General features: G+C 43.4%; 19 protein-coding genes, 16 tRNA genes, 3 rRNA genes and 1 pseudogene. 35 read left to right on the top strand and 4 right to left on the bottom strand.

Features of this window, described 5'->3' with window-relative positions; all coding sequences use genetic code 11:
• Window positions 1-71: 71 nt before the first annotated feature.
• Window positions 72-1,364: a glutamate-1-semialdehyde 2,1-aminomutase gene (locus tag ABFG93_RS09100; protein WP_347552459.1), complete on the bottom strand. Its 1,293-nt coding sequence runs from the start codon at window positions 1,362-1,364 to the stop codon at window positions 72-74.
• A 144-nt stretch (window positions 1,365-1,508) separates the two neighbouring features.
• Between ABFG93_RS09100 and ABFG93_RS09095 the strand changes: the two genes are divergently transcribed.
• The 12 genes and pseudogenes from ABFG93_RS09095 (at window position 1,509) to perR (ending at window position 10,924) form a co-directional block, all read left to right on the top strand.
• Entirely contained in the window at window positions 1,509-2,531 is a 1,023-nt protein-coding gene (locus ABFG93_RS09095) for an ABC transporter ATP-binding protein (RefSeq protein ID WP_347552458.1), read from the top strand.
• Window positions 2,515-3,306 carry an ABC transporter permease gene (locus tag ABFG93_RS09090; protein ID WP_347552457.1) on the top strand — a complete coding sequence of 264 codons (792 nt, stop codon included), beginning with the start codon at window positions 2,515-2,517 and terminating at the stop codon, window positions 3,304-3,306. The genes ABFG93_RS09095 and ABFG93_RS09090 overlap by 17 nt, the downstream gene beginning before the upstream one ends.
• 3 nt (window positions 3,307-3,309) lie before the next feature.
• A complete protein-coding gene (locus ABFG93_RS09085; RefSeq protein WP_347552456.1) occupies window positions 3,310-4,095 on the top strand; it encodes an ABC transporter permease in 786 nt (261 codons plus the stop codon).
• 120 nt (window positions 4,096-4,215) lie between these two features.
• Window positions 4,216-5,546, top strand: a protein-coding gene (locus ABFG93_RS09080; RefSeq protein WP_431522057.1) for an IS3 family transposase whose coding sequence is annotated in 2 segments (ribosomal slippage) — window positions 4,216-4,597 and window positions 4,597-5,546 — 1,332 coding nt in all. Because the reading frame shifts where the segments join, the coding sequence is not laid out codon by codon here.
• Between the two features lie 364 nt (window positions 5,547-5,910).
• Window positions 5,911-6,342, top strand: coding sequence for an ion channel (locus ABFG93_RS09075; protein ID WP_347552455.1), 432 nt, complete (start codon window positions 5,911-5,913; stop codon window positions 6,340-6,342).
• A gap of 54 nt (window positions 6,343-6,396) precedes the next feature.
• A complete protein-coding gene (gene bcp, locus ABFG93_RS09070; protein WP_347552454.1) occupies window positions 6,397-6,867 on the top strand; it encodes a thioredoxin-dependent thiol peroxidase in 471 nt (156 codons plus the stop codon).
• Window positions 6,868-7,142: 275 nt separating this feature from the next.
• The gene (locus tag ABFG93_RS09065; protein WP_347552453.1) at window positions 7,143-7,313 is read left to right on the top strand and encodes a hypothetical protein; all 171 of its coding nucleotides are present in this window, start codon (window positions 7,143-7,145) and stop codon (window positions 7,311-7,313) included.
• Between the two features lie 190 nt (window positions 7,314-7,503).
• Window positions 7,504-8,025, top strand: a pseudogene (locus ABFG93_RS09060) (alpha-glucosidase); the annotation flags it as partial.
• Window positions 7,994-8,746 carry a DUF5110 domain-containing protein gene (locus ABFG93_RS09055; RefSeq protein ID WP_347552452.1) on the top strand — a complete coding sequence of 251 codons (753 nt, stop codon included), beginning with the start codon at window positions 7,994-7,996 and terminating at the stop codon, window positions 8,744-8,746. The pseudogene ABFG93_RS09060 and the gene ABFG93_RS09055, both read left to right, overlap by 32 nt.
• 127 nt (window positions 8,747-8,873) lie before the next feature.
• Window positions 8,874-9,824, top strand: coding sequence for a D-2-hydroxyacid dehydrogenase (locus ABFG93_RS09050; protein WP_347552451.1), 951 nt, complete (start codon window positions 8,874-8,876; stop codon window positions 9,822-9,824).
• A 2-nt stretch (window positions 9,825-9,826) separates the two neighbouring features.
• Window positions 9,827-10,381, top strand: coding sequence for a cob(I)yrinic acid a,c-diamide adenosyltransferase (locus tag ABFG93_RS09045; protein WP_347552450.1), 555 nt, complete (start codon window positions 9,827-9,829; stop codon window positions 10,379-10,381).
• A gap of 108 nt (window positions 10,382-10,489) precedes the next feature.
• Window positions 10,490-10,924, top strand: coding sequence for a peroxide-responsive transcriptional repressor PerR (gene perR / locus ABFG93_RS09040; protein WP_347552449.1), 435 nt, complete (start codon window positions 10,490-10,492; stop codon window positions 10,922-10,924).
• Between the two features lie 53 nt (window positions 10,925-10,977).
• Here perR and ABFG93_RS09035 read toward each other — a convergent pair whose 3' ends face one another.
• The gene (locus tag ABFG93_RS09035) at window positions 10,978-11,340 is read right to left on the bottom strand and encodes a YgzB family protein (RefSeq protein ID WP_347552448.1); all 363 of its coding nucleotides are present in this window, start codon (window positions 11,338-11,340) and stop codon (window positions 10,978-10,980) included.
• Between the two features lie 356 nt (window positions 11,341-11,696).
• Between ABFG93_RS09035 and ABFG93_RS09030 the strand changes: the two genes are divergently transcribed.
• The 21 genes from ABFG93_RS09030 to ABFG93_RS08930 all read left to right on the top strand — a co-directional run bounded on the left by ABFG93_RS09030 (window position 11,697) and on the right by ABFG93_RS08930 (window position 20,232).
• The gene (locus tag ABFG93_RS09030) at window positions 11,697-12,563 is read left to right on the top strand and encodes a nucleotidyltransferase-like protein (protein WP_347552798.1); all 867 of its coding nucleotides are present in this window, start codon (window positions 11,697-11,699) and stop codon (window positions 12,561-12,563) included.
• 272 nt (window positions 12,564-12,835) lie between these two features.
• Window positions 12,836-14,386 (top strand): 16S ribosomal RNA (locus ABFG93_RS09025).
• A gap of 268 nt (window positions 14,387-14,654) precedes the next feature.
• Window positions 14,655-17,584, top strand: a 23S ribosomal RNA gene (locus tag ABFG93_RS09020).
• Window positions 17,585-17,970: 386 nt separating this feature from the next.
• Window positions 17,971-18,087: ribosomal RNA gene (gene rrf / locus ABFG93_RS09015) — 5S ribosomal RNA — on the top strand.
• Together the 16S, 23S and 5S rRNA genes with 16 tRNA genes alongside form the textbook arrangement of a ribosomal RNA operon.
• A gap of 9 nt (window positions 18,088-18,096) precedes the next feature.
• Window positions 18,097-18,171 (top strand) — tRNA-Asn (locus ABFG93_RS09010).
• 1 nt (window position 18,172) lies between these two features.
• Window positions 18,173-18,264, top strand: a tRNA-Ser gene (locus ABFG93_RS09005).
• Between the two features lie 20 nt (window positions 18,265-18,284).
• A tRNA-Glu gene (locus ABFG93_RS09000) sits at window positions 18,285-18,359 on the top strand.
• Between the two features lie 29 nt (window positions 18,360-18,388).
• A tRNA-Val gene (locus ABFG93_RS08995) sits at window positions 18,389-18,464 on the top strand.
• Between the two features lie 8 nt (window positions 18,465-18,472).
• A tRNA-Asp gene (locus ABFG93_RS08990) sits at window positions 18,473-18,548 on the top strand.
• Between the two features lie 161 nt (window positions 18,549-18,709).
• A tRNA-Met gene (locus ABFG93_RS08985) sits at window positions 18,710-18,786 on the top strand.
• Between the two features lie 56 nt (window positions 18,787-18,842).
• A tRNA-Phe gene (locus tag ABFG93_RS08980) sits at window positions 18,843-18,918 on the top strand.
• Between the two features lie 4 nt (window positions 18,919-18,922).
• Window positions 18,923-18,998 (top strand) — tRNA-Thr (locus ABFG93_RS08975).
• 70 nt (window positions 18,999-19,068) lie between these two features.
• A tRNA-Tyr gene (locus ABFG93_RS08970) sits at window positions 19,069-19,153 on the top strand.
• A gap of 7 nt (window positions 19,154-19,160) precedes the next feature.
• A tRNA-Trp gene (locus ABFG93_RS08965) sits at window positions 19,161-19,234 on the top strand.
• 24 nt (window positions 19,235-19,258) lie between these two features.
• Window positions 19,259-19,334 (top strand) — tRNA-His (locus tag ABFG93_RS08960).
• Between the two features lie 4 nt (window positions 19,335-19,338).
• Window positions 19,339-19,413 (top strand) — tRNA-Gln (locus tag ABFG93_RS08955).
• Window positions 19,414-19,420: 7 nt separating this feature from the next.
• Window positions 19,421-19,495: transfer RNA gene (locus ABFG93_RS08950), tRNA-Gly, on the top strand.
• An 8-nt stretch (window positions 19,496-19,503) separates the two neighbouring features.
• Window positions 19,504-19,578: transfer RNA gene (locus ABFG93_RS08945), tRNA-Cys, on the top strand.
• A 26-nt stretch (window positions 19,579-19,604) separates the two neighbouring features.
• Window positions 19,605-19,694: transfer RNA gene (locus ABFG93_RS08940), tRNA-Leu, on the top strand.
• A gap of 34 nt (window positions 19,695-19,728) precedes the next feature.
• Window positions 19,729-19,813: transfer RNA gene (locus ABFG93_RS08935), tRNA-Leu, on the top strand.
• Window positions 19,814-20,097: 284 nt separating this feature from the next.
• Window positions 20,098-20,232 carry a DsbA family oxidoreductase gene (locus ABFG93_RS08930; protein ID WP_347552447.1) on the top strand — a complete coding sequence of 45 codons (135 nt, stop codon included), beginning with the start codon at window positions 20,098-20,100 and terminating at the stop codon, window positions 20,230-20,232.
• A 97-nt stretch (window positions 20,233-20,329) separates the two neighbouring features.
• Here ABFG93_RS08930 and yvfG read toward each other — a convergent pair whose 3' ends face one another.
• Both yvfG and ABFG93_RS08920 read right to left on the bottom strand, forming a co-directional pair.
• Window positions 20,330-20,551: a protein YvfG gene (yvfG, locus tag ABFG93_RS08925; protein ID WP_347552446.1), complete on the bottom strand. Its 222-nt coding sequence runs from the start codon at window positions 20,549-20,551 to the stop codon at window positions 20,330-20,332.
• A gap of 257 nt (window positions 20,552-20,808) precedes the next feature.
• Window positions 20,809-21,489 (bottom strand): B3/B4 domain-containing protein, encoded by a 681-nt coding sequence (locus ABFG93_RS08920; protein WP_347552445.1) that lies wholly within the window; start codon window positions 21,487-21,489, stop codon window positions 20,809-20,811.
• Between the two features lie 81 nt (window positions 21,490-21,570).
• Here ABFG93_RS08920 and ABFG93_RS08915 point away from each other — a divergent pair, with 81 nt between their 5' ends.
• Together ABFG93_RS08915 and queG are read left to right on the top strand one after the other, a co-directional pair.
• Window positions 21,571-23,271 carry an ABC-ATPase domain-containing protein gene (locus ABFG93_RS08915; RefSeq protein WP_347552444.1) on the top strand — a complete coding sequence of 567 codons (1,701 nt, stop codon included), beginning with the start codon at window positions 21,571-21,573 and terminating at the stop codon, window positions 23,269-23,271.
• A gap of 34 nt (window positions 23,272-23,305) precedes the next feature.
• Window positions 23,306-24,445 carry a tRNA epoxyqueuosine(34) reductase QueG gene (gene queG / locus ABFG93_RS08910; RefSeq protein WP_347552443.1) on the top strand — a complete coding sequence of 380 codons (1,140 nt, stop codon included), beginning with the start codon at window positions 23,306-23,308 and terminating at the stop codon, window positions 24,443-24,445.
• Window positions 24,446-24,491 lie beyond the last annotated feature (46 nt).

Raw genomic sequence — 24,491 nt, 5'->3', positions numbered from 1 at the left:
GTAGTTCCATTCTGTCTTTTGTTTTGAAATGATAAATCCATGCTTACTGAAGACCATTCCCACTATTCATTTCATGAAGTCATCTTATGAAAGACGCGTTTAACAGCTTCTAGCGTATCATCAATATCTTTATCAGTGTGTTCTGTTGTTAAGAACCATGCTTCATATTTTGAAGGGGCGAGGTTGATCCCTTCCTTCAGCATTAGTTTAAAGAACCTGGCGAACTGTTCGCCGTTAGAGTTTTCAGCTTGTTCGTAATTGACGACTTTTTCATCATTGAAGTAGACAGTTAGTGCCCCTTTTAAGCGATTGGTTGTAATTCGAACTCCAGCATCTTTCGCATGTGTCAGGATGCCATTTTCAAGACGCTCACCAAGATAGTCAAGGTGTTCATATACCCCTTTTTCTTGAAGAACTTCAAGACAGGCAATACCAGCCGAAATTGATGCAGGGTTACCTGCCATTGTTCCTGCCTGGTAAGCAGGGCCAAGTGGTGCAACGTGTTCCATGATCTCGCGTTTACCACCGTAGGCACCAATCGGAAGGCCGCCTCCAATTATTTTGCCAAGTGCCGTCATGTCGGGTTCAACACCAAGGAGGTTCTGTGCACCGCCATACATAAAGCGGAATGCTGTGATAACTTCATCATAGATCACAAGTGCCCCGTGCTGATGAGTAATCTCATTTACTTGCTCGAGGAAGTCTTCTTCAGGTTCAACAATACCGAAGTTACCTACGATCGGTTCGACGAGTACACCTGCGATTTCCTCTCCCCATTTATCCATCGCTTCCTTATAAGCCTCAATATCATTAAATGGTACTGTAATCACTTCTCTTGCGATGCTCTTCGGAACACCCGCTGAATCCGGGCTGCCAAGCGTAGCTGGACCTGATCCTGCTGCAACAAGAACAAGATCAGAATGCCCGTGATAGCAACCTGCGAATTTCACGATTTTGTCGCGTCCTGTATACGCTCTTGCCACACGAATCGTTGTCATGACTGCTTCAGTACCTGAATTTACAAAGCGGACTCGTTCTAAAGATGGTATGGCTTCCTGAAGCATGGAGCCAAAGCGATTTTCAAGGACGGTAGGTGTTCCGTATAACACGCCATTTTCCGCGGCTTTTGTAATTGCTTTCGTAATGTGAGGGTGAGCATGTCCTGTAATAATCGGACCGTAAGCAGCAAGATAGTCTATGTACTTATTGCCATCAACGTCCCAAAAGTAAGGTCCTTTTGCTTTTTCCATAAAAACAGGAATGCCGCCCCCAACTCCTTTATAAGAACGAGATGGACTGTTGACACCGCCCAACATAATATCTAGTGATTCTTTATGGTGTTCCTCGGATTTAGTGAAATTCATGTTTGCCTCCTTGTAATGCTTGTTCACACTTCATTGTAGCATGACTAAAGAAAATAGAAACACTATTGCAAGTTCGTACATATCAATTGTTTAATAGAACAGGCTCTTGTAAACTAGATTGGTGTGTTAAAAGGAGGAAGACGTATGGAAAAGGTTATTGATGTGCAGTCACTGCGTAAAGATTTCAAATCTCACTCGAGTCGGTCAGGACTAAAAGGAGCGTTTCGGGATTTATTTACTCGTAATTATAAAATCATTTCAGCCGTAAAAGATATATCTTTTACAGTCAATGAAGGTGAAATGGTTGGATACATTGGCGAAAACGGTGCAGGAAAATCAACGAGTATTAAAATGTTGACGGGTATTCTAACTCCTACATCTGGAACTGTTCGTGTTAATGGCATGGATCCTCATAGAGAACGGGAGAAATTTGTTCGTTCAATCGGTGTAGTGTTTGGTCAGCGGTCACAGTTGTGGTGGGATATTGCAGTTCAAGAATCGTTTCGATTATTAAAGAAGGTGTACAATGTACCGGATGATGTTTACTACGATCATATGAATCATGTGATTGAATCGCTTGATATCGGTCCATTGCTTGATAAACCAGTTCGAAAGCTATCGCTTGGTCAACGCATGCGGTGTGAGCTTGCAGCTGCGCTCCTCCATAATCCAAAGTTGCTGTTTCTTGATGAACCAACAATTGGCCTTGATGTGTTAGTGAAATTGAAAATCCGTAACTTTCTAAAAGAAATTAATGAGAAATATAAAACAACTATTTTACTAACGACGCACGATTTAACAGATATTGAAGCGCTATGTGAACGTGTCGTGATGCTCGATGAAGGACAGATTATTTATGATGGTAAACTCGCTAACCTACGTTCAAATTGGGGAGAAGGGAAGCAGATTGAATTTCAGTTTGGCGAACAGGTGGATGGTGAACAACTTAAGCCATTATTGAAAGAGCTAGAAGCCGAGTGGACAAAAGGGGATCGAGAGAACGTCTGGATCGCAAATGTCATTAATGAAGAACATGTGATTTCGGAAGTTATTGGACGAGTTGTTGCAGCGAATCGAATTACAGATATAAAGATTCACGAAATTTCAACAGAAGAAATCATTAGAAATATTTATGAAGAGGGCGTTATCAATGGGCAAATACATTGAAATGATTCGAGTCCGCTTCTTAATGATGCTTGCCTATCGGACAAATTATTATAGCGGTATCCTAATTTACAGCATTAACATTGGCGCTTATTATTTCCTTTGGAATGCGATCTACGGAGGAAAGGGAGAGATTGAAGGACTATCAGTTGTTCAAATGACAACGTATGTAGCAGTCGCATGGATGGCACGGGCGTTTTATTTTAACAACATCGACCGAGAAATTGCTCAGGAGATTAAAGAAGGGAAAGTAGCGGTTGAATTTATCCGGCCCTATCATTATTTAATGATGAAAACGATGCAAGGACTTGGGGAAGGGATTTTTCGATTAAGCTTTTTCTCTATTCCAGGCATGGTCATTGTTGGACTCATTTTTCCAATTGAATTTTCAGCAGCATTTTCAACATGGATGTTCTTTATGATTGCTATTATTCTTAGTTTCATTGTTAATACACAGATCAATTTACTAACGGGTGTACTAACGTTCTTCTTCTTTAATAATGACGGACTAATTCGAGCTAAGCGGGTCGTAATTGATTTGTTTTCAGGACTTTTACTGCCCATCAGTTTCTACCCGGGGTGGGCCCAGGATGTTATGGACTTCCTCCCGTTTCAAGCGATTAGCTACATCCCAAGTATGATTTTTACAGAAGGATTTACTGGAAGTGCTGTTTGGGAAGCGATTCTTTTCCAGCTTGTTTGGGTGATTATTCTCATTTTACCAATTCAAGCGCTATGGGTAATTGCAAAAAAACGACTAATTGTACAGGGAGGGTAACAGATGAAGCATGCAACGATTTTCCTTCTATATGTAGCACAGTACATGAAAACCAGATTAACATACCGAGTGGATATGCTTATGGAAATCATGTCTGATCTGCTGTTTCAAGCTGTTAACCTGATTTTTATCCTTGTTGTGTTTGGTCACACGGATATGCTAAGCGGCTGGTCAAAAGACGAAATTATTTTCATTTATGGATTTTTTCTGGTTCCTTTTGCAATCTTCGGTGCGTTCTTTAACATTTGGGATTTCAATGAACGGTATATTGTTAAAGGCGAGATGGATCGAATTCTCACAAGACCTGTTCATAGTTTATTTCAGATCATACTTGAACGAATGGAACTCGAGTCCTTATTTGGGGTTATCACAGGAATAGCAGTAATGGTTTACGCGGGGAAGCAACTTGATCTAACTTTGTCCTGGTACGATCCTTTTGTTTTCCTGTTTATGGTGCTAGGTGGAGCATTTGTATATGCTGGCATCTTCATTCTACTTGCGAGCATCAGCTTCTGGTCTGATAGTAGAACGAGTATAATGCCAATGATGTACAATATCGGTAACTACGGTAGGTACCCGGTCGATATTTATAATAAGGTGATTCGCTTTGTATTAACATGGATTCTGCCATTTGCATTTGTGGGTGTTTACCCATCTGCCTATTTCCTTGGGCGTGAAGAATGGTATGGTTATGCCTTTCTTACCCCGGTGATGGGAGCTGCCTTCTTTGGCATTGCGATTTTGATGTGGAATATCGGGGTAACGAAATATAGAGGTGCAGGTAATTAAAAGTCCAGAGGCGGAAGTAAAATGTACCCTATAGTGTAGACACGTAAAAAAAGTCTACCTATGGGGTGCTTTTTTGTATAATGAAACATAGACAACTTTGTATAGACTGGGGAAAACATCATGAGTAAAAAGACATTTACAGAGAAAGAAATTAAACAATTATCCACTAATCCTTATGTGAAAGTGCTCAGCACAAAGGCAATCACGTATACGGATGAATTCAAACGGATATTTATAGCTGAGAAGGAAAAAGGAAAGTTCTCAAGGCAGATCTTTGAAGAGTGTGGATTTGATACGAATATTATCGGAATGACACGTATTCAAGCCGCAAGTAAAAGGTGGAGTGCAGCTTATAAAAAGAATGGCGTTATCGGGCTAAATGACACAAGGAAAGGCCATTCTGGGAGACCTAGAGAAAGAGATATGTCCCTTGATGAAAAGAACGCTCGACTGGAAGCACAAATCAACTTACTTAAGGCTGAAAATGAACTCTTAAAAAAGATTCGTTTTGCGGAAAGGGGGCTAAAGAAGTAGTCCTCTCGCCAAGCCAAAAGTTTATTCTTATCCGTTCCGTGATTGAGAAATATCAGCTGAAAAACATGGTGAGATACCTTTGTGGAGTAGCTGGAGTTTCTAAAAGTGGATATTATAATTACTTTTCTCTTAAGGCACAAGAACGCAGAAAACACAGAGAAGCTAGGGATGAAGAAGTAAAAGAGATCATTTTAAATGCATACCGATATAAACGACGCAAAAAAGGTGCACGCCAAATAAAAATGACCTTGGCAGGCAAATTTAAGATTATTTATAACTTGAAAAGAATACGACGAATCATGAAAAAATATAATATTGTCTGCCCTATTAGGAAAGCAAATCCTTACAGACGTTTAATGAAAGCTACCCAGGAACACTCAGTGGCCCCTAACTTATTAGAGCGTCAATTCAACCAAGGAGAGCCCGGGAAAGTCCTATTAACAGACATCACCTATTTGAGCTTTGGGAGAAATTCTAGAGCTTATTTATCAATGATATTGGATGGGGCCAGTGGAGAGGCTCTCGCCTATCATGTCTCAGACCGGATAACCATGGACTTAGCTACAGATACACTCCAAAAACTTAAGAAGAATAGAAAATTCAAGAAACATAAGGATGCGCTCATTCACTCAGATCAAGGAACTCACTATACTCATCCCGAATATCAAAGGATGGTAAAAAGACTTGGGTTCCGTCAATCAATGTCTAGAAGAGGAAACTGTTGGGACAATGCCCCAATCGAGTCATTCTTTGGACACTTGAAAGACGAAACCTATTTTAAGGCATGCCTAACATTAGAAGATGTTCACAAGGAAATCAAACAATACATGATCTACTATAACCACCATAGATATCAATGGAATCGAAAAAAGATGACCCCTGTACAATACAGAGATCATCTTTCACAAGCTGCTTAGACTTTTTTTAAACTGTCCTTTACAAAGGGTACATATTAAAGCTCGCCTCTGGACTTTTTTTATGAAAGAACTACACAAGATCGAGTAAAGAAACTTCCAGCGTTTCTCAGAGCTTTTTTATGGCAAGGAGCACTGGGCTTTTAACAGTCCCAGAGTGGGATCTTCTTTTTAGAAGCTACTTCGGATTGAGAGTAACATCTAAATAGATCAGTTTAACAGCATGAACTGATTACCTGTATAGAAGACTTCAATCGAAGCGCAGGAACAAACGAAGAGTGGATGGTTGTTTATTCCGTTCTAGCTTCTTCCTAAGACCGTCCTATTTTATCAGACCACCTCATATTAGTAGGATGAGGTGGTTTTGATGTTTATTATGATCGTAGCTTTTATTATTATTGCTGTGATTGGCGTATGGGAAAGTATGATTTCCCTTATGAAAAGGACGAGGGTACCAGGGAGTTTACTTTCAGTATATAAAATGTTTCTTCTATTTATTGTATATCTAACGATGATTGTAGCCTTTGGGAGTATTTATTTATGTCTCGTTATGATTGATATCCCGGTTCTTCAGGAGGGAGCGGTGAATCTATCTGATCTTTCATTAACGCCACTCGTCAAAATTCAGTCTGTCCTTTATTTTAGTGCTGTTACTCTGCTCTCCGTTGGTTATGGTGACCTAACACCAATCGGGATTGGAAGATGGATTGCCATTTTGGAGGCATTGATTGGTTATTTAATGCCCGCAGCTTTTTTTGTCACGACAATAGTAGATTATCGAAGCAGCTCAAAGTTGTAAGTTTTTCCGAATTTGGTTACGCTTATTTTAGAAGATACTAAAGGAGGCGTTATAATGAGCATTGAAGTTGGTCAAAAAGCACCTGACTTTAAATTAGAAGCCAGTACTGGAGAAAGTGTATCCCTGTCTGATTATAAGGGGAAAAACATTGTTCTCTATTTCTATCCAAAAGACATGACTCCTGGCTGTACGACAGAAGCATGTGATTTTCGCGATCACATTGAAGGATTTGAAGAACTTGATACAGTTATTATAGGAGTGAGTCCAGATCGTGTTGAAAAGCACAAGAAGTTTATCGATAAATACGACCTGCCGTTCCTTCTTCTTGCAGACGAAGACCATGTTGTTGCAGAAGCTTATGATGTATGGCAGCTAAAGAAAAATTTCGGCAAAGAATATATGGGGATCGTCCGCTCTACGTTTGTTATTGATCGGCAAGGAAACCTCGTAAAAGAATGGCGTAAAGTTCGTGTTAAAGACCATGTTGAATCTGCATTAAATTATATAAAAGAAAATCTTTCTTAAGAAGATTGTCTATAGGGCATCCGACTATACGTAAGGAACCTTTATACATATAGTATAAGTAGATCATATCTTCAGTTCTGAGCGCCACATGCGCTCTTTTTTTTGTACTATAAAAAGCATAAGAATAAACATCACAAAAAAGACGCGGATTATTACAAAAGGGTTACGTAATTATAGGAATTAAGAAAGTAAATACAAAAAGGGGTACTTTTGTTCATTTTACATTTCCTTTTGATAACCCTTCCATTAAATGTAATCGAAGTAGAGGTGAGAATGTGAAAATGACATTCAAGAAAACAATTCTTTCTTCAGCACTTGCATTTTCGATGGTTATCACAGCTGTTGTTGCCCCTCAGGCGCTCGCTGTAACTCAACCGCATCCGGATGAGCCATTGAATAAACCGGAAGCAAAGAAAATGCTTAAAGTACAGTCTGTAGAAAACTAGATAATGGTATCATGGGGACGCTTGATCAAGGTCAGAAAGCAACGACTCGATTATTTGCAGAAGGTCTTGTCAAGGTTTCTATTCTCGAAAGTGGTCAGGAAGAAAGCTATTCTCCTGGTATCGCTAAGATTGGGAAGTTCCGGACTTTGAGGTAAAAGAAGAGAATGGCACAAAAACCCTAAAAACAGATGAAATTACTGTGATGGTGAACAAAGCACTATTCGGCGTTAAGATGCTTGATAAAGAAGGAAATGTCATCAATGAAGATGCCATGAATTATGGTTCTGGTTATGCAGATGATAAGCCTTACGTCTTTAAGAAAACGGAAGAAGATGAAAACTTCTACGGCTTCGGAGAGCAATCAGGAGAGTTTAACAAACGTGGCGAAAGCATTGGAATGTTCAATACAGATGCGTATGCTTACGGTAAAGATACAAAGTACTTATACACTTCTATTCCTTTCTTTATTGGATTAAAATATGAAAAAGCATATGGCATATTCTTTGATAATACATACCGAACTTATTTTGAAATGGCGAGTGAAAGCGACGACGACTACTACTTTTATGCTGATGGCGGAGAACTTACATATTATATGATGTACGGTCCTGAAATTCAGGATGTACTTGATCGCTACACTGAACTTACTGGTAAAATGCCGAAACCTGCTAAATGGACACTTGGTCTCCATCAAAGTAAATGGCAGTATTGAAGAAGATATTGAATGTGTAGCAGAAACATACCGTGAAAAGAAATTCCAATTGATACAATTTGTGTATCAGTTCCAGGAAGATGAAAAAACGTATGATATTAATGATCAATTTATGTTTGGTGAATCACTAATGGCGGCACCTGTGGTGGAAGAGGGTGTAACGAAACGTGAAGTATACCTTCCTGAAAATGCATCGTGGGTAGATTTCTGGACTGGGGAAGAGTTTGAAGGTGGACAAACCATTTCTCGTGAGGCAGATCTTGGTACAATGCCACTATTTGTGAAACAGGATTCAATTGTTCCTACACGTGAAGTGCAACAGTACACAGGCGAACTACCACTTGAAAACTTAATTCTTGATACGTATCTTGATGATGAAGCGACATATTCGTTCTACGAAGATGATGGTGCAACTGAAGATTATAAAGACGGCGAATATAACGTAACGAACTTCAAGATTGAAAAGAAAAACAAGAAAATCGAGTTTACTCGTGAGCAAAAAGTACAGAAAAACGACACAGATCTTTCTTCTTATACTTTAAAGCTCCATGATCAAACAAAGCCTAAGAAAGTACAGGCAGCAAAAAGTAAGTATAAAGAGGTCAATAGTATTGAAGATGTGAAAGCAACAAGTGAGTCTTATTTCTTTGATAATAAAGACAGCACTCTCTATGTCAAGGTCCCTACAACTGAAGATAAAAAAGTCCAAATTAAATTTTAATAAGTCGAGAGTCAGCGGAATCTTCCTGCTGGCTCTTTTGCAATTGAATGGGTTTTCACTTATGGCATAAAGGGAATTCAGCTATACTTGAAGAAGCAGTTACACATTAACAAAAAGAGGTGAAATTATGAAGGTTATATCATCAGGAAAACTACGTACAGCTATTAAAGAGCATCTAATAAAAACCTATCCTGACATCACGTTTCAGTTCCTCTCTTCAATGAAGGAAGCGGAAACTTATTTACCTGAAGCGGAGATTCTTCTTACATATGGAGAAGACTTAACCCAGGCTTTGATTCAAAAAGCATCGCAGCTGAAATGGATTATGGTCCTTTCTGCAGGACTTGAAAGGATGCCGTTAGAGGCAATTAAAGAAAGAAACATCCTTATTACAAATGCACGAGGCATACACAGTATCCCAATGGCAGAGTACACCATTTCTGTGATGCTTCAGGAAGCAAGAAATACTAAGCAAATGATATTAAATGAATCAGCAAAAGTCTGGGATAAAAAACTACCGATGCAAGAAATCACCGGGAAAACAATCGGGATTATTGGTACAGGTGCGATTGGCAGTGAAATCGCACGTGTGGCCAGGGCATTCCGGATGAAAACACTTGGAGTGAATCGATCCGGTCATAAAGCAGAACATTTTAACGCTATTTATGAGAATAAAGACATTCTTTCGATGCTACCACTGTGTGATTACGTAGTTGGGGTACTGCCAAGCACGAAAGAAACGAAAAACTACTTTAAGAAGGAACATTTTGAGGCAATGAAGGAATCTTCCGTATTCATTAACATTGGGAGAGGAGATACTGTAGATGAGGAGGATCTAATAGATGCTCTCAGGCAAAACAGACTCAAACATGCTGTTCTAGATGTGTTCAAAAATGAGCCGCTTGCTCCATCTCATCCTTTCTGGGAGATGGAGAATGTGACTGTAACGCCACATCACTCAGCCATTTCAAGTGGCTACCAACCTAGGGCAATTGAGATCTTTGAATATAACTTAAAAGAATTTCAAAGTGACAGTGGTGAAATGAAAAATGTTATTGATCCTGATAGGGGGTATTAGAAGTGAAGATTTATACGAAAACAGGAGATAAAGGTGAAACATCACTGATTTACGGGGAACGAGTACCTAAAAATGATATTCGCGTTGAAGCATACGGAACTTGTGATGAAGCAAACTCGCAAATTGGACTTGCTCTAAGCTACGTGGCAGCAGCACATTTCGATGGAAAAGAAGAATGGGAGCATATTTTTCATAAAATACAAACATGGCTTTTCCATGTAGGCGCTGAACTTGCGACGCCTAAGGGGAAAAAAGTAGGATGGTCCATTGAAGAAGCGCATATTAATGAAATGGAAAAGCAAATTGATGCATGGGATAAACAGTTAGAGCCACTGCGGAATTTTATTCTGCCAGGAGGTCACCCGGCAGGAGCTGGTCTTCATGTAGCTCGTACGATCGTTCGTCGGGCGGAACGAAGTACAACGATGGCTAACGACACAAATCCACTTGTTCTTTCTTTCTTGAATCGTCTTTCAGACTTTTTGTTTGTAGCAGCCAGATTCATTAACTATCACATGGGTGAAAAGGAATCTGTACTGCACCAGAGTGAAAAGTAGTAATCAGTTCTATAAGCAGGCTAGGATTGACAGAATACCCCTTTACCATGTACACTAATTATAAACATTACAAAGTAAGAATGCTTGTTGAAAGCGAGGTGCATGACGATGGCTGAAGAAAAACTGCATGAAGCAATTGATGCAATGAAAAATTCGGGAGTGCGTATTACCCCGCAGCGTCATGCCATTCTGGAGCATTTAATCCAGTCCATGGCCCATCCTACAGCAGATGAAATATATAAATCTCTTGAAGGAAAATTTCCTAATATGAGTGTAGCCACTGTTTATAATAACCTAAGAGTATTTAAGGAAATTGGACTTGTAAAAGAATTAACGTACGGAGATGCTTCAAGCCGGTTTGATTGTGTGACAACTGATCATTATCATATTATTTGTGATGATTGTGGTAAGATTGTAGACTTTCATTATCCTGGATTGGATGAGGTAGAAACGCTTGCTGAACAGGTAACTGGTTTCCGGGTTGGCGATCACAGAATGGAAATTTACGGAACGTGCCCCGGTTGTCAGAAAGAAAAGCACTAGATAATAAGAAAGAAGGCTTCCATCGTTAACGGTGGAAGCCTTCTTTCTTATTATCAACTTTTCTTTTGAATCTTTTTGATGTTGTATTTTTCATCGAAGTCTTTTCCATCCAGGTCAGGGTCCATTGTTAATGGTTGTCTGCAATGCATACATGCGTCAACACGTCCCAGAACTTTCGTCGGTTTGTCACAGTTTGGACATGTTACCTGAATAGCTTTGGTGGAAAGCATGCCAATCCAGAAATAAACGACTGCACTGGCAATCGTAGCAAGAAAACCAATTAGCATAAATGCAGTCATAAGGAAAACGGACGTTTTGAAGAATATACCTATATACATAATCGCGATCCCGATAAACACAAGGCTCAGTGCGAACGTACGAATTTTATTAATCTTGTTAGTATACTTTAATTGCATGACGAGTCCCTCCTGAAAACAAGTATAGCACATGAGTATTGTGGAAGCACTTTCCTTTCTTGACGATATAATGTGATTTCCCAAAGCTGGATTTTTCATTATATCACTGATAGTTAGGGGGGGAATTGAATCATCAATTAAGTTTATACTTCAACTTAACGTCTTGATTAGGTACTATCTTGAGAGGGTTCCGTAATTCAGAATTTAAAAAGATCAAATTTGGGATTGCTTAATTTGTTACAGGATTTATAATATTGTCTGTTGAATACTTAGGGATATAGAGGAAAATGGATCGATTGAGTACCTGAGTACTGAACACGGCATGAAAAGTATATGTACTTCTGGAGGATAGAATGATGGAAAACCTATTGAGACCGATTTACCAGGAGAGAGCGAGTCACCCAGGCACTCTTGGTGTTCTAGTGATAGAAAAGACAAAACCGTTTCATCCACTAACGGATAATTTTGATGTTGTTTTATTAATCATTGTAAGTGATAATGAAAAGCCGTGGTTTGTTAAGCACTATGAGTTTGAAGGTAAGAAGGCTGCTATGCACGTAGTCTCAGAGGAGCAAGTAAATGAGTGGTTGATTTCAGGCAGTCATCGTCGCCTGGTAGCATGGCTTGTAAATGGAAAAATCATTTTTGATCGCAATGAATACATAGCAGGGCTAAAAGAGCGGATACGCGAGTTCCCTTTTGAAGAACGCACACGTAAGATTGGCGTGGAATTCGCAAGGCTTATTCGCAGATATACCGATGGGAAAGAATTATTTGCGTCCAAACAGTACATGGACGCCTACAATTTTATTCTCCACGCTCTTCATCATCTAGCTCGCTTATCGGTGATTGAACATGGTTTTCATCCAGAGATTACGGTTTGGAATCAGGTGAAACATATAGAACCTGAAATTTTCAAACTGTATACAGAACTACTTTCAGGTGAAGATCCACTTGATAAGCGATTGGAATTACTTCTTCTAGCTAACGATTTTTCCCTCTCATCTAAGTCCGTAAATGCAACCTCGCATATTCGAAATGTAATGAAAGAGCGTGAAGGTGTATGGAGTTATCAGGAATTAATGGAAGATGAACAGCTAAATGAATATGGGATAGACCTTGGGGCTCTTCTTGAATATATGATTGAAAAAGATTTGATACAGGTCCATATGAGTGAGACAAAAGGGAGCGGTATTTTCATTCGTCAATACAGGGCTGTCTAAATAATTAATAATGCGGAGAAAAAATATTAAAAAAGTATTGACCCCATTTTTTCTCCGTGGTATATTATTACTTGTCGCCGCGAAGGAATAACGTGGCAGCAAAATAGAATCAATAATGTTATTGACACCGAACGAGTTGATGTGGTAAATTAATAAAGTCGCTGTTAACGACGTTGAAAGAAACAAATCGATCTTTGAAAACTGAACGAAACGCCATGTAAGTAGTTGTTTCTACGGAAACAAATATTGTTTTAAAAGCTAGATTAAGCTTTCTATCGGAGAGTTTGATCCTGGCTCAGGACGAACGCTGGCGGCGTGCCTAATACATGCAAGTCGAGCGAAGATTTGGGAGCTTGCTCCTAAATCTTAGCGGCGGACGGGTGAGTAACACGTGGGCAACCTGCCCTGCAGACTGGGATAACTCCGGGAAACCGGAGCTAATACCGGGTAATACATCGCACCGCATGGTGTGATGTTGAAAGTTGGCCTCTGGCTAACACTGCAGGATGGGCCCGCGGCGCATTAGCTAGTTGGTAAGGTAATGGCTTACCAAGGCGACGATGCGTAGCCGACCTGAGAGGGTGATCGGCCACACTGGGACTGAGACACGGCCCAGACTCCTACGGGAGGCAGCAGTAGGGAATCTTCCGCAATGGACGAAAGTCTGACGGAGCAACGCCGCGTGAGTGACGAAGGCCTTCGGGTCGTAAAGCTCTGTTGTTAGGGAAGAACAAGTACCGTTCGAATAGGGCGGTACCTTGACGGTACCTAACCAGAAAGCCACGGCTAACTACGTGCCAGCAGCCGCGGTAATACGTAGGTGGCAAGCGTTGTCCGGAATTATTGGGCGTAAAGCGCGCGCAGGCGGTCCTTTAAGTCTGATGTGAAAGCCCACGGCTCAACCGTGGAGGGTCATTGGAAACTGGGGGACTTGAGTGCAGAAGAGGAGAGTGGAATTCCACGTGTAGCGGTGAAATGCGTAGATATGTGGAGGAACACCAGTGGCGAAGGCGGCTCTCTGGTCTGTAACTGACGCTGAGGCGCGAAAGCGTGGGGAGCAAACAGGATTAGATACCCTGGTAGTCCACGCCGTAAACGATGAGTGCTAGGTGTTGGGGGGTTCCACCCTCAGTGCTGAAGTTAACACATTAAGCACTCCGCCTGGGGAGTACGACCGCAAGGTTGAAACTCAAAGGAATTGACGGGGGCCCGCACAAGCAGTGGAGCATGTGGTTTAATTCGAAGCAACGCGAAGAACCTTACCAGGTCTTGACATCCTCTGACAATCCTGGAGACAGGACGTTCCCCTTCGGGGGACAGAGTGACAGGTGGTGCATGGTTGTCGTCAGCTCGTGTCGTGAGATGTTGGGTTAAGTCCCGCAACGAGCGCAACCCTTGATCTTAGTTGCCAGCATTCAGTTGGGCACTCTAAGGTGACTGCCGGTGACAAACCGGAGGAAGGTGGGGATGACGTCAAATCATCATGCCCCTTATGACCTGGGCTACACACGTGCTACAATGGACGGTACAAAGGGCAGCAACACCGCGAGGTGAAGCGAATCCCATAAAGCCGTTCTCAGTTCGGATTGCAGGCTGCAACTCGCCTGCATGAAGCCGGAATTGCTAGTAATCGCGGATCAGCATGCCGCGGTGAATACGTTCCCGGGCCTTGTACACACCGCCCGTCACACCACGAGAGTTTGTAACACCCGAAGTCGGTGGGGTAACCTTTATGGAGCCAGCCGCCGAAGGTGGGACAAATGATTGGGGTGAAGTCGTAACAAGGTAGCCGTATCGGAAGGTGCGGCTGGATCACCTCCTTTCTATGGAGAATTACGAGGTAACATTGGTTACCAACCTTACATGAGCGTTTCGTTTAGTTTTGAAAGAATGATTTACTTCTTTCAAAACAGGCTAGTCGAAGAAGCAGCAATGCCGATTCGAGTGATAGCCTTGTTCCTTGAAAACTAGATAGCATAAACAACGACATCCAATAATTATTATTTTTTTGCGTTAAATCTTTAGTAGTTAGTCACATCTAACGATGTGCATCGACGAAGTTAGAAGCGTTAAGCGACTAATGTAGTCTAAGGTTAAGCTACTAAGGGCGCACGGTGGATGCCTTGGCACTAGAAGCCTAAGAAGGACGGGACGAACACCGATATGCTTCGGGGAGCTGTAAGTACGCTTTGATCCGGAGATTTCCGAATGGGGGAACCCACCATCCGTAATGGGATGGTATCCATTTCTGAATACATAGGGAATGGAAGGCAGACCCGGGGAACTGAAACATCTCATTACCCGGAGGAAGAGAAAGCAAATGCGATTTCCTGAGTAGCGGCGAGCGAAACGGAATCAGCCCAAACCAGAGGGCTTGCCCTCTGGGGTTGTAGGACGTCTCTTTGGAGTTACAAAGGCACGGATAGACGAAGCGACCTGGAAAGGTCCATCACAGAAGGTAACAATCCTGTAGTCAAAATCCGCTGCCCTCCGAGACGGATCCTGAGTACGGCGGGACACGTGAAACCCCGTCGGAATCTGGGAGGACCATCTCCCAAGGCTAAATACTCTCTAGTGACCGATAGTGAACCAGTACCGTGAGGGAAAGGTGAAAAGCACCCCGGAAGGGGAGTGAAAGAGAACCTGAAACCGTGTGCCTACAACTAGTTGGAGCCCGTTAATGGGTGACAGCGTGCCTTTTGTAGAATGAACCGGCGAGTTACGATCCCGTGCAAGGTTAAGCTGATAAGGCGGAGCCGCAGCGAAAGCGAGTCTGAATAGGGCGACAGAGTACGTGGTTGTAGACCCGAAACCGGGTGATCTACCCATGTCCAGGGTGAAGTTCAGGTAACACTGAATGGAGGCCCGAACCCACGCATGTTGAAAAATGCGGGGATGAGGTGTGGGTAGCGGTGAAATGCCAATCGAACCCGGAGATAGCTGGTTCTCTCCGAAATAGCTTTAGGGCTAGCCTCGCGGCAAGAATCTTGGAGGTAGAGCACTGATTGGACTAGGGGTCCTTACCGGATTACCGAATCCAGTCAAACTCCGAATGCCAACGATTTATCCGCGGGAGTCAGACTGCGAGTGATAAGATCCGTAGTCGAGAGGGAAACAGCCCAGACCACCAGCTAAGGTCCCAAAGTATACGTTAAGTGGAAAAGGATGTGGCGTTGCTTAGACAACCAGGATGTTGGCTTAGAAGCAGCCATCATTTAAAGAGTGCGTAATAGCTCACTGGTCGAGTGACGCTGCGCCGAAAATGTACCGGGGCTAAACGTATCACCGAAGCTGTGGATTGTCTTACGACAATGGTAGGAGAGCGTTCTAAGGGCTGTGAAGTCAGACCGAAAGGACTGGTGGAGCGCTTAGAAGTGAGAATGCCGGTATGAGTAGCGAAAGACAAGTGAGAATCTTGTCCGTCGAAAGCCCAAGGTTTCCTGAGGAAGGCTCGTCCGCTCAGGGTTAGTCGGGACCTAAGCCGAGGCCGAAAGGCGTAGGCGATGGATAACAGGTTGATATTCCTGTACCACCTCCTTTCCGTTTGAACGACGGGGGGACGCAGGAAGATAGGGAGAGCGCGCTGTTGGAAATGCGCGTCCAAGCGATTAGGCTGGTGAATAGGCAAATCCGTTCACCGTGAAGGCTGAGTCGTGATGGCGAGGGAAATTAAGTACCGAAGTCCCTGATTCTACACTGCCAAGAAAAGCCTCTAGTGAGGAAAGAGGTGCCCGTACCGCAAACCGACACAGGTAGGCGAGGAGAGAATCCTAAGACGATCGGGAGAACTCTCGTTAAGGAACTCGGCAAAATGACCCCGTAACTTCGGGAGAAGGGGTGCTTCCTCGGGTGAATAGCCCAGGGGAGCCGCAGTGAAAAGATCCAAGCGACTGTTTAGCAAAAACACAGGTCTCTGCAAAGCCGTAAGGCGAAGTATAGGGGCTGACACCTGCCCGGTGCTGGAAGGTTAAGAGGAGGGGTTATCCCTTACGGGAGAAGCTCTGAATCGAAGCCCCAGTAAACGGCGGCCGTAACTATAACGGTCCTAAGGTAGCGAAATTCCTTGTCGGGTAAGTTCCGACCCGCACGAAAGGTGCAACGACTTGGATACTGTCTCAACGAGAGACCCGGTGAAATTATAGTACCTGTGAAGATGCAGGTTACCCGCGACAGGACGGAAAGACCCCATGGAGCTTTACTGTAGCCTGATATTGGATTTTGGTACAGCTTGTACAGGATAGGTAGGAGCCATAGAAGTCGGACCGCCAGGTTCGATGGAGGCGTCGGTGGGATACTACCCTGGCTGTACTGACATTCTAACCCAGCACCGTGATCCGGTGCGGAGACAGTGTCAGGTGGGCAGTTTGACTGGGGCGGTCGCCTCCTAAAGTGTAACGGAGGCGCCCAAAGGTTCCCTCAGAATGGTTGGAAATCATTCGCAGAGTGTAAAGGCACAAGGGAGCTTGACTGCGAGACCTACAAGTCGAGCAGGGACGAAAGTCGGGCTTAGTGATCCGGTGGTTCCGCATGGAAGGGCCATCGCTCAACGGATAAAAGCTACCCTGGGGATAACAGGCTTATCTCCCCCAAGAGTCCACATCGACGGGGAGGTTTGGCACCTCGATGTCGGCTCATCGCATCCTGGGGCTGAAGTAGGTCCCAAGGGTTGGGCTGTTCGCCCATTAAAGCGGTACGCGAGCTGGGTTCAGAACGTCGTGAGACAGTTCGGTCCCTATCCGTCGCGGGCGCAGGAAATTTGAGAGGAGCTGTCCTTAGTACGAGAGGACCGGGATGGACACACCGCTGGTGTACCAGTTGTTCCGCCAGGAGCATAGCTGGGTAGCTACGTGTGGAAGGGATAAGTGCTGAAAGCATCTAAGCATGAAGCCCCCCTCGAGATGAGATTTCCCACAGCATGAAGCTGGTAAGATCCCTTAGAGATGATGAGGTAGATAGGTTCGGGGTGGAAGCGTGGCAACACGTGGAGCTGACGAATACTAATCGATCGAGGGCTTAACCTAAAAACGAAAAGCGAAGTAAGCCGTTTACATCCGATAAGCGTTGGAAGCTTTTGAGTCAGACGCGCTTTATGCGTCGTCAGGCGAAAAAGGTGAAACCATCGAGGATTTGGCTTACGTAGCTGGACAACGAAAAGCGAAGCAGGCTTGGTCACATTCGTAGACCATTGGAGATCTTGAACGTAAGGCGTTTTTCGCCTGAAGTGAAAGAGCGAAATGGGCAAAAATGTAGCCTGCGGAACTGGACAGCGCAGAAAAGATTATTGGAAAACGTTGTACGTGCTATCTAGTTTTCAGGGAATAAAAAATTCTCTTGATAACAAAGGCTAAATATAGTATGATATATTTTGTCTCTGGCTAATCACTACATAGTGGAAGTCAGTCATAAGTCTGGTAATGATGGCGAAGAGGTCACACCCGTTCCCATGCCGAACACGGAAGTTAAGCTCTTCAGCGCCGATGGTAGTTGGGGGATCTCCCCCTGCAAGAGTAGGACGTTGCCAGGCTAAAATTATTCCACAGTAGCTCAGTGGTAGAGCTATCGGCTGTTAACCGATCGGTCGTAGGTTCGAATCCTACCTGTGGAGCCATGGAGAGCTGTCCGAGTGGCCGAAGGAGCACGATTGGAAATCGTGTAGGCGGTCAAAGCCGTCTCGAGGGTTCGAATCCCTCGCTCTCCGCCACCACCCTACATAATAGAACTGGCCCGTTGGTCAAGCGGTTAAGACACCGCCCTTTCACGGCGGTATCACGGGTTCGAATCCCGTACGGGTCACCAATTTTATTCACATATAATATTTACTCTGTGGAGGATTAGCTCAGCTGGGAGAGCATCTGCCTTACAAGCAGAGGGTCGGCGGTTCGAGCCCGTCATCCTCCACCATTTTCTAAGGTCCCGTGGTGTAGCGGTTAACATGCCTGCCTGTCACGCAGGAGATCGCGGGTTCGATTCCCGTCGGGACCGCCATTTTCATTTTCATAAATTGTCGCGGGGTGGAGCAACGAGCGATACATCAATGAAACAACATCGAGTTGTTTCGTCGGATACACATCGTAGCATAACCTTGTAGAGTAAGAAACAGTACACTGCATATTGAAGCAGGTACAGCATGAAATCATTCATATTGTCGCGGGGTGGAGCAGTTCGGTAGCTCGTTGGGCTCATAACCCAAAGGTCGCAGGTTCAAATCCTGCCCCCGCAACCAATAAAATTCATTTACATCGAATAATTTTCTATGATGAATTTATTAATCATAAACATGGCTCTGTAGCTCAGTCGGTAGAGCAGAGGACTGAAAATCCTCGTGTCGGCGGTTCGATTCCGTCCGGAGCCACCATGTTGCCGGTCTAGCTCAATTGGTAGAGCAACTGACTTGTAATCAGTAGGTTGGGGGTTCAAGTCCTCTGGCCGGCACCATTTTTTCGGAAAGGGATCAATTTCCATTGCGCTATCATACGATGTGTATTACAATGGTAATTGTCAATTTGGAGGGGTAGCGAAGTGGCTAAACGCGGCGGACTGTAAATCCGCTCCCTCAGGGTTCGGCGGTTCGAATCCGTCCCCCTCCACCATTTTGATAGGGGTATAGTTTAAAGGTAGAACAGAGGTCTCCAAAACCTCCGGTGTGGGTTCGAGTCCTACTACCCCTGCCAATTTAACTAAAATCAGATTTTGTGGCGGTTGTGGCGAAGTGGTTAACGCACCGGATTGTGATTCCGGCATTCGTGGGTTCAATTCCCATCAGCCGCCCCATTTTTGGGCTATAGCCAAGCGGTAAGGCAACGGATTTTGATTCCGTCATGCGCTGGTTCGAATCCAGCTAGCCCAGCCATTTTGTTGCGGAAGTAGTTCAGTGGTAGAACATCACCTTGCCAAGGTGGGGGTCGCGGGTTCGAATCCCGTCTTCCGCTCCATATTTTAAGGCGGCATAGCCAAGTGGTAAGGCACGGGTCTGCAAAACCCTTACGCCCCGGTTCAAATCCGGGTGCCGCCTCCAAATATAATATTTTTTTTAAAAGTCCTGCCGGAGTGGCGGAATTGGCAGACGCACAGGACTTAAAATCCTGCGGAGGGTGTACCTCCGTGCCGGTTCGAGCCCGGCCTCCGGCACCACTAATTTTTCTGCCTGAATTGAATATGGTACTTTGCCGGTGTGGCGGAATTGGCAGACGCGCACGACTCAAAATCGTGTTCCGAGAGGAGTGTCGGTTCGAACCCGACCACCGGTACCATTACATACATCATATCAAGACTTCAACGTTCTCGTTGAGGTCTTTTTTTATTTGTTTTGCTTTCCACTTACATTTTCTCTTTAATAGACTTCTCCAATCAGACATAATGAATGAGATGTCGGAACGACTTTTCTATGCCTTTTTCACAGAATCGAGAAACATAGGTGATTATGAAACACTTGCAGCACTTGGTGAAGAGCTTGGTCTTGAGTCTTGAGGCTCTAGATATCAAACGAATGCTAAGTACAGAAGAGTTTAAAAAAGAAGTACGTTAGGATGAATCGATGGGTAGTCAACTTGGCATTCAAGGCGTTCCATTCTTTGTATTTGATGAAAAGTACGCGGTATCAGGTGCACAACCCTCGGAAGTGTTTGAACAGGCACTAGTAAAGGCATGGGGGAGAAAGCAAGAACCTTGATGTTGTTGGTGGAGATGCAGAAGCATGCTCGGCTGATTCCTGCGATATCGATGTAAAATAACGAGAAATGCTCTCTTTTTACAAGAGAGCATTCTTCTTAAGCGTCTGTATTTTCTTGTTTGATTGCTTTATAGGCAGCATCTAAATTTCGTATGCGGCGAACAATCTCAGAGTTCTTATTTAAGTTGTCATATATCATCGAAGAGACAACAGATCGGTAATAGCTGTTCATGGCTTCAAGTTTGGAGAAAACGTCTCTATTCTTCTGTATGTACTGACGAAAGTTCTCTTCAAAAAATGGTGTAGAGAATGGTTCCATAAGTATACTCCTTTCTACTTGTCTCCTTGATTATAGAGTGGGGTTTGTGGAAAGGTCAATCATGGAATCAATTTATTGATCAGTATGATATTAATAAAATGTAAGCAAGTTATGAAGAATTTATAAATATCTATTGTTTGTTAAGAGGATTATGTGTTATTCTATCTACATCAGCGAGGGATGTAGAAATTCCTCGAATTATCACCATTTACCCAACGCAGTGTTTCGTTATGATTAACGAAGCGTTGCGTTTTTTATTATGCATTTATTTTTGTGGAAACATCGTAGTTGTATTGACCTCCATGAATCTGATTGAACATTTCTGCAGAAGACTTGATTAGTTTCTGAGCTTCGTTGACTGGGAGAGAAGGTTGAATATAGAAAATCTGAATAGCATTTTTTGTCGTTTCAGTTACAGCCGTTCGTTTCGAATCGACAATCGGACTGCCGAACGGACCTCGAGCATCCGCGGAAAGTAGCTTGTTGGTAAATATCATATTGCGCCCGTTCAATCCCTCATAGGAAGTTGATTCATTACCTACTTTAATGGTAATACTGCCTTCTATCTCATCCAGATCATATATACCGATTGGAATTTTATACTGAAGAGATAGAAGGTTGTTAATATCAGCAGCAGAATGGATGGGAGGCAACACTTCACCTTTTTTTAATCGACGTAATAAAGCCTCTGATGATGGGCGGTAGTGAGCAGGATCAGTTCCGAACTTCTTAAAGACGGAACGCCATTCTGTGACCGCTGGATAAACGCTTAAGTTTACTTCTTCAAGGTCCATCATCATCGTTTCCTGATAAAATTGAAACCGGCCGCGAACCATTTGCGGTGAATTTTCAACCACGATATTATGATAAGTAGCATATCCAATTTTGAATTCCGGAATCTCAGTTGTGATGGATGGAGAGAGGATTACTTTTGTCATTTCTTTTTCCTCCAAACGGTTCATTTTCCGTCCATTTTATCACATTCACCATACTGAAGCTTAAAAGGAGGCTCGCCTCAGATGAAGAAACTGAAAGAGCTACTGCAGAAAATTGATGGTAAAGGTTACAAAGCATATAAAGATATTAGGGGAAGTTATCGTTTCCCGAAGTTCACGCTGTCTATTGATTACGTTCAAGGTGACCCTTTCGCAAGCCCTTCAAGACTTAGAGTGGTTATACCACGTCTGCAAACAATTGTAGATGAAGAATGGTTCCACACAGCAGTGAGAAGAATTCGAACGGAAGATGAGATAGCGAGAAAAGTGGATGACGCTATTCATGGACACAGTGGACGTTCTAAGGGCACTGGAAAGAGTGGCCTCATCCACATCGATGTACCGGGCCAAAAAGTGATTGAGCGATCAGCTGTGACGATTTCAGAGGAGACCATTACCGTTTGTTTGTCACTTGGTTTACCTGCACAGGGAAGGCGAGTCCTCGGGAAGCAAGCTGAACAAATGTTGCTTCACCAATTGCCTGAGATATTAGATAAGTCCTTATTTTCATTAAAAGCACAAACCGTAACGAAAGCACTACACCTGGCTGATCAACAGCAGGCAATCCGGGAGTACCTGGTTGAGAACGGATACGTAGCTTTTGTGGCAAACGATGCAATACTTCCGCGTGAGAGTGGCATTAGCGATCGGCCTCTAACGAGTAAGGTGATCCCATTTCAGTCGCCAGCCTCGATGGAAATAGCTTTACCGATTCCCCATCGTGATGAACCTTTAGAAGGCATGGCGATAAAGGAAGGGATTACGTTGATTGTTGGCGGAGGCTATCATGGTAAAAGTACCCTTTTGCATGCGATGGAACACGGCGTGTATAATCATATCGCGGGAGATGGCCGAGAGTTTGTTGTAGCGAATGAGCGTGCTATGAAAATTCGTTCTGAAGATGGTAGAAAAGTAACAGGGGTAGATATTTCCCCCTTTATACAAAACCTCCCCTATGGCAAGGATACTCGTTCATTTACTTCAGAAAATGCAAGTGGAAGTACTTCCCAGGCTGCAAATATCATTGAAGCAATTGAAGCAGGGGCTGAGACGCTGCTTATTGATGAAGATACAAGTGCTACAAATTTTATGATTCGTGATTATCGTATGCAACAACTTGTCGCAAAGGAGAAGGAGCCGATTACCCCATTCATTGATCGGGTGAGACAGCTTTATACAGAACACAATACTTCCACAGTTCTTGTAATGGGTGGATCTGGCGATTATTTTGAAGTAGCTGATAACGTCATCCTTATGGAAAATTACCTTCCTTATAATGTTACGGAAGAAGCAAAGCGCATATCAGAACAACCTGCTCGAACAAGAAAGCGAGAAGGCGGAGAACGCTTTGGTGAATTGAGAAGAAGAATTCCTGAAAGAAGAAGCTTGAACAGCCAAAAAGGGAAAAGGTCCAAGGTTTCAGCGAAAGGAAAGCATCACATCCTCTATGGCCAGACAGATATTTCGCTACTTCAGGTAGAACAGCTGGTAGATGCTAGCCAGACGAGGCTTGCAACAGATGTGCTTTATTATCTAGAAAGCAAAAACAAGCTTGGTGAGCAAACGATTCCTGAGCTTCTGGATATCATTGAAAGAAAAATGAATGAAGAAGGTATTGGCTCATTTTCTGTTTTTCCAAACCAGCATCCAGGAGATGTAGCGCGTATTAGAAGAACTGAGATGGCAGCTGTACTCAATAGACTTAGGACTTTGAAAATAAGATAATATTTTAAAGAAATTGAAGAAGGGAGGGAGCAGGATGACAAGTGCACAATTGAAAAAAGACATTGTTGCATACAGTAAAAGCATTGGCATTGATAAAATAGGATTTGCGGCTGCAGATCCATTCAAAACATTGAAAGAGCGACTGAAGCGACAGCAGGAATTGGGCTATCAATCAGGATTTGAAGAGTCTGATATTGAAAAGCGGACTGAGCCTGAGCTTTTGCTTAGTGGTGCGGCAACAATATTATCAGTTGCGATCGCATACCCTTCTAAGATGAAGGATAGTCCGAGAAGCAAGCGTGGCGAACGCAGAGGTCTTTTCTGCAGGGCCTCCTGGGGTGTCGATTATCATCATGTGCTTAGAGAGAAACTCTCCCTTCTTGATGCATATATTAAATCAAGGGTGCCTACAGCCAAAACAAGTTCCATGGTGGACACAGGTGAACTATCTGATAGAGCTGTGGCTGAAAGAGCAGGCATTGGATTCAGCGGTAAGAATACAATGATGATAACCGAAGAATTCGGGTCATGGGTTTATCTTGGAGAAATGATTACAGATCTATTTTTAGAACCGGATGAACCTGTTGAAGAAGGCTGTGGAGATTGTAATATTTGCGTAGATGCCTGTCCAACTGGAGCTCTAATTGAAGGTGGACAGCTTAATGCAAACAAGTGTATTGCATTTCTAACTCAAACAAAAGGGTTTCTTCCAGAAGAGTACCGCGCTAAGCTAGGTAATCGCCTCTATGGTTGCGATACTTGTCAGCTTGTTTGTCCAAAGAATAAGGGAAAGGATTTCCATCACCATCCTGAACTTGAACCGGATCCGGAAATGGTTAAACCGATATTAATTCCTCTGTTAACAATGAGCAATCGGGAGTTTAAAGAAAAATTTGGGAAGGCGGCAGGTTCCTGGCGTGGGAAGAAGCCAATTCAGCGAAATGCGATTCTTGCGCTTGCTCATTATAAGGATGAAACGTCTGTGGACACTTTAATTGAGCTAATGCAGAAAGATCCTCGTCCTGTCATACGTGGTACTTCTGCTTGGGCACTTGGGAAAATTGGAGGAGAAAAGGCTGTTAACGCCCTTATCAATGAGCAAATGAGAGAAAAGGACATTGATGTTGCCGATGAGATAGCGAGAGGCCTGTCAATGCTTCAAAATAAGCCGTAATGCGGATGGTCAAAGGTTAGTATCCGTTGTAAGATGGTGAAAAATG

This window comes from Pseudalkalibacillus hwajinpoensis (genome assembly GCF_039851965.1).
Lineage (GTDB): Bacteria > Bacillota > Bacilli > Bacillales > Guptibacillaceae > Guptibacillus > Guptibacillus hwajinpoensis_E.
The sequence above is the reverse complement of the archived record's forward strand: the minus strand, read 5'-3'. Positions and strand labels throughout refer to the sequence as shown.